The 10,366-nt window shown below is 44.1% G+C and carries 10 protein-coding genes; 4 read left to right on the plus strand and 6 right to left on the minus strand.

Annotation, left to right across the window (positions count from 1 at the left end; genetic code table 11):
- Positions 1–56: 56 nt before the first annotated feature.
- Complete coding sequence (locus X939_RS0115845) at positions 57–1,982, minus strand: PfkB family carbohydrate kinase (RefSeq protein WP_025764271.1); 1,926 nt, start codon at positions 1,980–1,982, stop codon at positions 57–59.
- A 548-nt stretch (positions 1,983–2,530) separates the two neighbouring features.
- Between X939_RS0115845 and X939_RS0115850 the strand changes: the two genes are divergently transcribed.
- Both X939_RS0115850 and X939_RS0115855 read left to right on the plus strand, forming a co-directional pair.
- Positions 2,531–3,070 carry an RNA polymerase sigma factor gene (locus X939_RS0115850; protein WP_025764272.1) on the plus strand — a complete coding sequence of 180 codons (540 nt, stop codon included), beginning with the start codon at positions 2,531–2,533 and terminating at the stop codon, positions 3,068–3,070.
- 176 nt (positions 3,071–3,246) lie between these two features.
- Positions 3,247–4,233: a peptidoglycan DD-metalloendopeptidase family protein gene (locus tag X939_RS0115855; protein WP_025764273.1), complete on the plus strand. Its 987-nt coding sequence runs from the start codon at positions 3,247–3,249 to the stop codon at positions 4,231–4,233.
- Positions 4,234–4,311: 78 nt separating this feature from the next.
- On the opposite strand, the gene X939_RS0115860 is transcribed toward X939_RS0115855, so the two are convergent.
- Together X939_RS0115860 and lgt are read right to left on the minus strand one after the other, a co-directional pair.
- Positions 4,312–4,920: a hypothetical protein gene (locus tag X939_RS0115860; RefSeq protein WP_025764274.1), complete on the minus strand. Its 609-nt coding sequence runs from the start codon at positions 4,918–4,920 to the stop codon at positions 4,312–4,314.
- Between the two features lie 94 nt (positions 4,921–5,014).
- On the minus strand, positions 5,015–5,842 hold the full coding sequence (gene lgt / locus X939_RS0115865) for a prolipoprotein diacylglyceryl transferase (RefSeq protein WP_025764275.1): 828 nt from the start codon (positions 5,840–5,842) through the stop codon (positions 5,015–5,017).
- A gap of 55 nt (positions 5,843–5,897) precedes the next feature.
- Between lgt and yidD the strand changes: the two genes are divergently transcribed.
- Positions 5,898–6,107, plus strand: coding sequence for a membrane protein insertion efficiency factor YidD (yidD, locus tag X939_RS23415; RefSeq protein ID WP_084299509.1), 210 nt, complete (start codon positions 5,898–5,900; stop codon positions 6,105–6,107).
- A 12-nt stretch (positions 6,108–6,119) separates the two neighbouring features.
- On the opposite strand, the gene X939_RS0115870 is transcribed toward yidD, so the two are convergent.
- Entirely contained in the window at positions 6,120–7,073 is a 954-nt protein-coding gene (locus X939_RS0115870) for an AAA family ATPase (protein WP_025764276.1), read from the minus strand.
- Between the two features lie 167 nt (positions 7,074–7,240).
- Positions 7,241–8,104, minus strand: coding sequence for a peptide chain release factor N(5)-glutamine methyltransferase (gene prmC, locus X939_RS0115875; RefSeq protein ID WP_025764277.1), 864 nt, complete (start codon positions 8,102–8,104; stop codon positions 7,241–7,243).
- A 91-nt stretch (positions 8,105–8,195) separates the two neighbouring features.
- Between prmC and ribD the strand changes: the two genes are divergently transcribed.
- Positions 8,196–9,269, plus strand: a complete 1,074-nt coding sequence (ribD, locus tag X939_RS0115880; RefSeq protein WP_025764278.1) for a bifunctional diaminohydroxyphosphoribosylaminopyrimidine deaminase/5-amino-6-(5-phosphoribosylamino)uracil reductase RibD — start codon at positions 8,196–8,198, stop codon at positions 9,267–9,269.
- On the opposite strand, the gene X939_RS0115885 is transcribed toward ribD, so the two are convergent.
- Positions 9,255–10,028: a shikimate dehydrogenase family protein gene (locus X939_RS0115885; protein WP_025764279.1), complete on the minus strand. Its 774-nt coding sequence runs from the start codon at positions 10,026–10,028 to the stop codon at positions 9,255–9,257. The genes ribD and X939_RS0115885 overlap by 15 nt on opposite strands.
- Between the last annotated feature and the right edge of the window lie 338 nt (positions 10,029–10,366).

Genomic DNA, 10,366 nt, shown 5'->3' on the forward strand with positions numbered 1-10,366 from the left:
AGCCGTTGGTAAGCGTTATATCGAATTAATTATGCACAAAAGCTTACCCCAAAGGTTTATGCTTGAGCCAAATTTTGATTTTTCTGAAATAGTAAGGAGAGTAATTTCTGATGCTGGGAGAAGTCGGGAATAAGTATATGGGCCCCTGCCTGAACCAGCCTGGGTCGTTTAGCGGCATGATGTCCGAATCGCTGAACCTCATTGCTGGTGATGCCTACAGAGATGCCACCGGCCCGTCGCCCCTCGCGGACCTCGTCGGGACCATCTCCAAAGACGACGAGTTCGTGTCCCTGCAGGTTGTTCTCCCGGATAATTTTCTCAATAATCATTTTCTTGGAGAACCTGGTGTATTCTTTTAATGCCCCATGTATCCCTCCTTCAAACAGGTTGGCATAGCCTAGTGTCTCCGCTTCTGTTCGAACATCCTCAACATCGGTGCCACTGGCCAAATAGAGCTTTACTCCCCGTTGTTTAAGGGCCTGCAGGAATGTGACAGCACCTTTCATGGTATAATCCGACTGGTGCAACTCTCCGGCGATAAGCTTGGCCATACGTATATTTACCATTTCCATAAGACCATTATTATATAATTCCTTGTACTGGAATTTATCCAAAATTTCATCGGCAGGAACGAAACCGAAATCCCTTACCAAATCAACCAGTCCCTCCATTTGGTAGATAGTCTGTATGCCTGTGGTTTTTTGGATGAAATCCAGTGATACTTTTCTCACCTTATTATAGGTATTGTTATCCACACGGTCATACTCGGGTCCTAAAATGGAACGGATCATCACAGGTTCCATAATTTCTTCCCAGCCCTGTCGCAGGGTGGAAATAGTGCCATCATGATCGAAAACCGCATGCTTAATATGGCCTAATTTATGCAAGGCATCGGGCTCGCAAATTTCGAATTCGGTATGCGGAAGGTAATGGGCAAGTCGCTCGTTGATGGCAAGGTCCGGATTGTAAATATAATGGGGTTCGGCTCCGATATGCATAATCTCTTCAGCACTAGCCGTCCCTGTGGTATAGCATTTTTGAACGGTTACCCCAGCGGCAAAATTGGCCATTATTGCAGCATGTTTTGCCGGTACCCCAGCGGCTAAGCAGAGTGTAAGCGCACTTATGGTCGTGTCGCCAGCCCCTACCGTGTCAAGTTTGCCTTTTAACTGAAGTCCAGGAGTATAGTGCTGCCCTTCCTGATCGAAAGAAAGAATTCCTCTTTCTCCACAAGTAACAAAAATTGGTTTTTGAGTCTCTTGATATACTTGAATTCCTAAAGAATTTATATTTCGTAAGGGGATGGGCCCTTCCTCTGGGGCAGCCCATCCCCTTAGATTGGCTAATTCCCGGTCATTGAGTTTTCTATACGTAGGGCCGATTTTATCGTTAAAATGCCGGGAGTCCAACATTACGATCTTATCTGTATAGAGAGAAAAAAGCTTATTTACTCCCTCAATAAAACTATTATTGCTAATGCTTCCGGTAACCTGTTGATTAAATATCAGTGCCTCACATTCTTGTAATGCGTTTTCTATGGCTAGCAGTAAAGACTGGTCTGTTGCCTCGCTACGGTGGTTGTACGAGCCAAAATCAATACGAGGCTGTTCCTGCTCGTCAACATGTCTTTTTAGATAGGTGTAGGTATCAAACTGCTCTTTCTGAATGAATAAGTTGCTGGTGTCCGTCCCCAACGCCTGAAGCTGACTCGTTAATTCCCGTCCAAACAGATCGTCGCCAACGGTGCCAATGGCGCGGATAGAGGCAGGTCGTAAGGCAGCGAGATTGGCAACCACATTACCTGCCCCACCCGGACTGTAATAATGTCGTCCTACGGTCTTTGTGTAGAGGCCAGTCTCTATAGAAACCTCCGAAGCCCTATTGTCCATGATCCAATAGGCATCTAAGCAAAAATCTCCATATACGGCAATATTTACTTTTCTAATTTTTTCAAGGATGTCTTTAATTTCTGGTGTCTGCATTTCAGTGTAAGTTTTAGGAATCTTCTTTGTCAGGGCCGGGGTGTGATCGGGGTAGAGCTATATGCCTAATATACGCTACCTGTTCAAATGAAGGCTATCCGTCAGAAGTAAATTGATGAAGCATACCAGGCAATTTTCTTGGCTGACGCACCGAATCCTGGGAGAATTCTCCCGCCAATATTACCAAATAATGCCTTTAAGTTAACCTAAATGTTAATTCAGACCGTTTTGCGTGTTTTGAGGATAATTTTACGCATAATGCGATTTAGGGGGAGCGACAAGTCTCGTATATTTATCATCAGAAAATGAGCAGTCCAGCGCAAAATAATTTATTCTCTTGTGTTTAGTTCTTAGTGTTTTTAGTTGACAGGTTGATTTTAGATTGCTGTATTATTTGGTAAAATTGAGATTTTATAAAATATACATTAAGGATTAAAATGCCTGTCAGGTGATTATTGTATATAAAAATGCAAAGAATTAATAGAATCTATTGAGGTGATATACCTGAACAAAATTTTTCTAAAAAGAATCTTTTAAACCCTACTGCCGTGAACCATCCTGACGAAAATACCCTAAGAAATGTAACATTGGGAGACGAAGTAGCCTTCGCTCAGCTGTACAATTACTATAGGATACCTGCATTAAGGTTCTCCATATCTTTGTTAAAAGACGAGGAGGAAGCGGAGAATTTGACCCAGGAATTATTTTTAAAGTTATGGCTGCGTCGTACGCAGATCAAACCCGAGCAAAATTTCAACTCCTATTTGTTTACTTGCTTGCGGAACATGGCCTTCGATCATTTTAAAAAAATGGAGAAGAACCAGCAGATGAGGCTTAACTATCTGGACGCTATGGACGCTATGGTTGACGATGAGCTGGATGAAAAGGAACAAAGATTGGTAATGATACAGGAGGCCGTAGAAGAACTATCCACTAAACGTCGACAGATTCTAAAATTGAATTTAGAGGAAGGTAAATCCTACCAGGAGATCGCTGAGTTCTTACGGATATCTAAGAATACGGTTAAAAACCAATTGGTTAAGGCCAAACAACTACTGCGAGAACGCGTAGACTACGCCGTGAGCTGACAGCTCCTAAACCCCTATCTTAAAACTTTTTTATTTATTCTATTTTTTCGGATAGAAAGGGTGTTTTTTTGAAAACAATCTAGGAATATAAAGCTATAATAGAGTTCTTTGGCTACTCCTGCCAGATCTGGAGGCACCATAAGATTTTATGATTAGTGTACCAATTCCTTTTGATTATGAAAATTGTCCCTTATCTAATATTCATCCTTTTTTTTCTGAAGACGGACTTATGTTTCGCCCAAACCGAGAAGGAAGTCAGCAGGCTTGCAGCTACACAGTTCGAATTAGCTTATAACCGGGGAGATTTCGAGGCTATTTTTGAGAATTTTTCCCTTGAAATGCAACGTGCCTTACCCTGGACGGAGGCCCAAAAATTCCTTATTGGATTGAGATCCCAGTCGGGGAATATTCTTAAAAGGTCTTTTGTCGGTTATGAAAAATCTTACGCCTCCTATAAAACGCAATTTGAAAGGAATCTTTTAACCCTCAATATATTCAGCACGGAAGATGGCAAAATTGGAGGCTTACTCGTAAAGCCTTTTGAGCCGCTTGTTAATCCCCGCCTGGAACGGAATCTGAGTCCATTGATTCTGCCTTTTCGGGAGGAATGGCATGTGGTATGGGGAGGAGATACAAAAGAGCAGAATTACCATATAGAAAATCAGGCGCAAAAGCATGCCTTCGACATGGTGATGCGCGATCAACGAGGCCTGTCCTTTAAAACCAACGGCATCACCAATGAAGATTATTACGCCTTTGGAAGGGATATCATAGCACCTTGTGAAGGAGAAGTGGTATTGGTAGTAGATGGAATTAAAGACAATGAACCGGGCGTTCTAAATCCCACTTATGTACCGGGCAATACCGTGATTTTGCGTACCAGTAAGCAGGAATATATTGTACTTGCTCATTTCAAGCAGCATTCTATACTGGTAAAGCAGGGGCAGTCTGTCAGGCAGGGAGACCCGTTGGGGTTATGCGGAAATTCGGGTAATTCTTCCGAGCCTCATTTACATTTTCATATGCAAAATATAGAGGATATGAATCGAGCTACGGGAGTCAAAATCTTCTTTGAAAATGTAGGAGTTAATGAGACTCCAAGGCAGAACTATTCCCCGCTTCGGGGTGATAAGGTGAAAAATATAACGGTCCGGAAGCGCTGAACAGAGACTTAACAGGCAGGTGAGATATAAAAACCCCCTCTTCCGTTTGCATAAAGAGGGGGTTGGCTTTTATAACCGTTATTCCAGGCTTTCCAGTTTGCTCAAGTCCAGGTCTTCCAGGACATCGTGCATTTGATCAACACTCAGGTTTCGGGTGTTGATATTGACAATGAAGCGTTGGGACACCATCACATTTAGTTCTCCGCGCTGGCTTTTACTATTGTATTTTTCAAAAGCCTTATGGCCCATGATTTTAGTTGTCTTTTCGTAACCATCGTTGGTTTCTTTGTCAATATCGGCCATCGTCCAAGCGGCCAGAGCCATGGCTCCTATGCCAGCGATACCCCCCGTGTCCATTATTTCAACAGATATATGGCTATCTTCCCCTTCGTTTTGGTACACGCCCTTGGTTTTGGAAATAGTGAAACCCATGGCTCCCGATTTCTCTCCATCGGCTTCCTTGCGTTTGACGTTACCAATTTTTTCAGGAAGGAGGGCTTTTAATTCCCTGAAATCCACCGGGTCAACAGCTTCCTTTCCAGCATTTTCTTCTACCTGATCCGCCATCTGCTGGAAAGCTTCTAGGGCATTTTTGGGTTCTTCTCTCTCTTCTGGTTTGTCACTTCCACAGCCTGCAAGGGATAAGGTAAGGGCAAGGGTCATCGGTACTAAGTATTGCGTTTTCATCTGATTCAAGTTGATTAAGGATTTAAATTATCCCTAATTTACATGAAAATACTGGTGAATGCTTTACCGTTGAGTAACTCCCTTAGTTGGCTGATTAACCGACCTTTATCGCCTTTTTCCTCGATTGCATTACGAAGTAAATCCCTAGAACTACGGCGGGTATACTCAAAATCTGACCCATATTTAAGATATAATTCGCCTCAAATGCTTCTTGATTCTCTTTTAAGAACTCATAAAGAAAACGTAGGGTAAAAATCCAGATGAAGAATATTCCTACCAGCAATCCACGTGGTGTAGAGGCTTTGTATTTATTCCAGAGGCCTAAAAGGATCCAGAACAAAATGAAGCAGGTAATGGATTCATAAAGCTGAGCCGCATGACGTGGAATCTGTGCAAATTCCAGGTTTTGCATAAAAATAAATCCCCAGGGCAAATCGGTAGGGCGGCCTACAATTTCGGAATTCATCAGATTCCCAAATCGGATAAAGGCGCCTGCAAGGGCCACCACAATCACAATTCGGTCGGCCACCCAGAGAAAGGTTTGTCCTTTGTCTTTTCGAGAGCGGGAATACAGGTAAAGTCCGGTGATGATACCGATGATGGCTCCATGACTGGCCAGACCAGCGTAGGGAGGTAGAATCACTTCCAATGGATTTTTAAACAGAACTTCGGGCTGATAGAATAAATAATGACCAAAACGCGCTCCGAGAACCGTGGACAAAACCATATAAAGTGTCAGGGAATCAATATCATCTAATGCTTTGTTCTCTTTGCGGAATACATGAATCATGATTTGCTGGCCTATCAAAAATCCTGCTGCGAAAAGCAAACCGTACCAGCGGATGGGAAGGGGGCCAATTCCCATAAACTCGGGAATGGTAAAGATTTCAGGACTTACATCCCAAAGTATATAGGAAATCATGTTTTATTAATGTTTATTGTCAAACTCAAAGATACTATAATACCCAAGAAGCAAAATGAAATTTTTACTCATTTGGTTGGTCCGAATCTATCAGGGTGTATTATCTCCCTACTTGCCTGACTCGTGCCGATATACCCCCACCTGCTCCCAGTATATGATTGAAGCCGTGCAGAAGCACGGGTTTTTGAAGGGTGGATGGATGGGCTTACGTCGACTGGCAAGCTGTCACCCATGGGGTGGTCATGGGCACGATCCGGTACCTTAACTCCAGCAGAGATTATCCGATTGCCACCTTGCTAAGAATTGATTCGATAATCGAAATGGTCCGTACGCCATCGGCCTCTGCTTCATAATTAAGCAGAATCCGGTGATTCATGATATCTGGAGCCAACTCTTTTATGTCCTCGGGCAGTACATAATCCCGACCTTCCAGGAAAGCCAGGGCCTTGGCCGCCCGGTTAAGATATATGGTTGCCCGGGGGGAGACCCCAAATTGGATATAACGCGCCTCTTCCTTGAGGTTGTATTCCAATGGTTTCCTGGTGGCGAAGACCAGCTCAATTATATACCGTTCCAGGGTCTCCGAAATATTCACATTATTTACCTTTTCCCTTATCGCAAAAATATCTTCCTTGTTTAATATAGGCTGAATCTGATAAGAATAAGTAATGTCGGACATACGACGCATCACCTCCAATTCTTCCTGTTTATTGAGATAGTCTACATAAACCTTCATCATAAAACGGTCAATTTGCGCCTCCGGAAGAGGGTAGGTACCCTCTTGCTCCACTGGGTTTTGGGTAGCCAAAACGATAAATGGCCTATCTAGTTGGTAGGTTTCATCTCCGATAGTAACCTGTTTTTCCTGCATGGCTTCCAACAGGGCCGACTGCACTTTGGCCGGGGAACGGTTCACCTCATCGGCTAGGATGATATTCGAAAAGATGGGTCCTTTTTTAACTTCATAATCCCCGATTTTTGGCTTATAAATCATCGTTCCAATCAAATCGGCAGGAAGCAGGTCAGGGGTGAATTGTATACGACGGAAATCTAAATGAAGCACCCTTGCCAGGGAGTTGATGGTTAGGGTTTTGGCTAAGCCCGGTACTCCTTCCAGCAGCACATGCCCTCCTGTAAAAAGTCCGATAAGCAAACGGTTGAGGAGCTTGTCTTGCCCAACCACTACTTTGCCCATCTCGTCGAGTACATCTTTTATTTTTTCTAAATACATCTATATTTTTTTAAATAGATCGTTAAATCGAACCCTGTCTTCTCAATGGAATAGGTTTGTTGCGTGCCTGTTTTACTGTGGCAAACGACAGCGAATATAAAAAGGAGTGGTCGTCAATTGGTTTCTGACCAGCCACTCCTGCAATTGTTTAGGGTAAAAGATTCGGATTATTTAGTCCAAAATGCCCTCACAAATCTGTCTTTCCCATGTATATCCCTTAGGATTTCAACGTTTTGATATCCCCGTTCTTCAAAGACAGCCTTAGTTTCTGTTCCGAAATGCTCATTAATTTCTACATAACAACGGCCGTTGGGCTTAATATGATGGCGGCCAAAGTCGGCGATAGCCTTGTAAAAAAGTAAGGGGTCGCTGTCTTCTACGAAAAGAGCTTCATGAGGCTCGAACCGAAGGACATTGGGGCGCATATGCTCTTGTTCCGAATAGGTAACATACGGGGGGTTGCTAACCAGGCAGTCAAACTTCTGGGTATTTCCGGGTAAAGGAAAGCTAACGTTGAGCATATCTTGCTTGGCAAATTCCACATCGGCAATCAGTTGCCGAGCATTTTCCCGAGCCACTTCCAGGGCCTCATCAGATACATCCCAGGCATGAACCTTAACATGGGGTAGAAACCGGGCCAGAACAATGGCAATACATCCGCTACCGGTACCAATATCAAGGATTTCAATGTCTTGATCGGGCTCGGCATAGTCGCGGGTTACCATCCTTACGAGCTCCTCTGTTTCGGGACGGGGGATAAGCACCGAGGAAGAAACGCGAAACTCCAGACCACAAAATTCGGTGGAGCCAATGATATGCTGCACCGGCTCATTATCGTTGAGCCTACCGATTATATTATCCCAGTCGGGCTGAACAGTTCCTTCTGGAACGGGTCTGTCGACGAGGACATCGATATTACGAAGTCTTAAAAAATGCTCCAAAAGCATGAATGCGATGGCTTGAGACTCCTTTTCAGGATAAACCGTGATGCCTTTAAATATATGTTGATATAGCTGACGTGCCGAGGTCATTTTAAAGATGTTTTATTCTAATTGCGGAAAGTTAGCAAATTATAAGAACTCACGAAAGTTGAGTTTGAAAACTGGTTCTTATTTTTGTAGCATGTATACAGATAATCAATGGATGAAAAGGGCCTTGCAGCTGGCCCAATATGGTTTAGGTCGGGTGAGTCCCAACCCCATGGTGGGCTGTGTTTTGGTAGGTCAAGGCCGGGCGATAGGTGAGGGCTGGCACCGCCATTACGGGGAAGCTCATGCCGAGGTCAATGCCGTAGCGGATGCAATCAAAAGAGGTAATGAATCTCTTTTGGAAGGTGCTACAGCCTATGTTACCCTAGAGCCATGCTCCCATTTTGGAAAGACTCCCCCCTGTGCCGATTTGCTTATCCAACATAAAATAGCGCGAGTCGTAGTGGCCAACCCCGACCCTAACCCCTTGGTGGGCGGGAGGGGGATAGCCCGGTTACGTGCAGCGGGGATAGAGGTGTCCTGTGGTGTGGAAGCCGAAGCAGGAGCCTTACTGAATAAGAGATTTTTAGGAGCCATGCGACTTCATCGCCCCTATGTGATCTTGAAATGGGCCGAATCGGCCGATGGATACATTGGGGGAGCTCATGGCAACCCTGTTGCGATCAGTGGCCCCTCCTCAAATATGCTCGTGCATCAATGGAGAACCCAGGAAGATGCCATTTTGGTGGGGTACCGTACGGCAGTTTTGGACAATCCACGCCTAAATGCGCGGCATTGGCCTGGTCTCAACCCTGTCAGAATCTTTATCGATAGGAAATTGACCTTACCACCAGGATCCAATTTGCTGGACCGCAGCCAGCCCACCATAATCGTAAATACGGAGCTGGGCAGCCCAGTTCCTCTGGAGCCGGAACGTTACGGGAACTCAGAAACATTGGCTTACCTGCAATGTACGTCTCTACAGGACATTGCAGGTATGTTGGAGGGCCTCTATGCGCGAAAAATCTATTCCGTACTGGTAGAAGGGGGGACCGCTACCTTACAATCGTTTATGGAGGCCGGGTTATGGGACGAAATTAGAAGATGTCAGAGCCCACTCATGCTCAAGGAAGGGGTAGCAGCTCCCAAGCCCATAGGCCGCTTATTCCATTCGGAAAAGATGGATCAAGACCTTTGGACCTATTACTGCCCTTTAGACACTCCATAAAGAATCTTCGTGAACCCAGATATTCCACGATTTTTCTGCCTGCATTTCCAGCATTTTAAGTCCGTTAAGGCCCTGAGCTCCCATGGCCATCCCTTTCTTTAAAAATTGAGTCTCCGCTGGATTATATACAAGGTCATAGAGATAGTGGCCTGTAGTAATCCATTGATAAGGTAGGTCAGGGAAAGAGTCGGTATTCGGATAAGTGCCCAAGGGAGTGGTATTCACAATAAGTCTGTGGTTTTTTATGATCTCTTCTGTGAGCTCCTCATATTGAAGGGTATGCTCCGACTTACTTCGGGAGACTATATGAAAGGGGATATGTAGGTCTTCCAAGGCTACTTTTACCGCTTTTGCAGCCCCACCATCGCCCAGTACCAATGCCTTGATTCCTTCGCAGTCTTCTCCCCTTTTGTCAAACCACTCTTCGAGGGACTGCTTGAAGCCGTAATAGTCGGTGTTAAATCCCTTGGTAGAACCATCGGCATATATTTTAATGGTGTTGACCGCTCCGATTCTTTCAGCCGAGGCCTCGTCGAGGTCGTCCAAATATTGTACAACATTCTTTTTGTGTGGGATGGTAACATTCAGTCCCCGTAATTCAGGGGTGTTTTTGATGAAATCCAGAAGACCATCCAAGGTCTCCATTTCGTTCAGGTTATATATACTTTCTTTGATTCCTTCTCGCTCAAACTTATCTGTAAAATAACGTTTAGAAAAAGAATGCGTCAGAGGGAATCCGATAAGTCCGTAAATATTCATGATGTTTTTTGGATAATGCAAAGAAAATACTACCCTTTAGGGTTACTTGTATGTAGCCAAATGTAAGTGGACTTTGGACTAATTCCAATAGGTAGGATAGAAGTGGATTCAATTATTTTAAGGATCTTCTAAGAAAAAGGACGGCAGAGAGCCCCGAATGTCATAAGAAACCCAAATGAACAACTTCTATATTTCTTGGTCTTTCTCCAAAAAATGTTTTGGGTTGAAAAGCTCCCTCCAATCCGAAATTATCTAAGTTTGGGATTTTTCTTATAATAGTATCAAAGCTGTTTAAAATTTACTAAATTTTATCTTTATTATGTTATCCTTTCGCCAGG

The sequence above is a fragment of the Dyadobacter tibetensis Y620-1 genome (genome assembly GCF_000566685.1).
GTDB lineage: Bacteria > Bacteroidota > Bacteroidia > Cytophagales > Spirosomataceae > Dyadobacter > Dyadobacter tibetensis.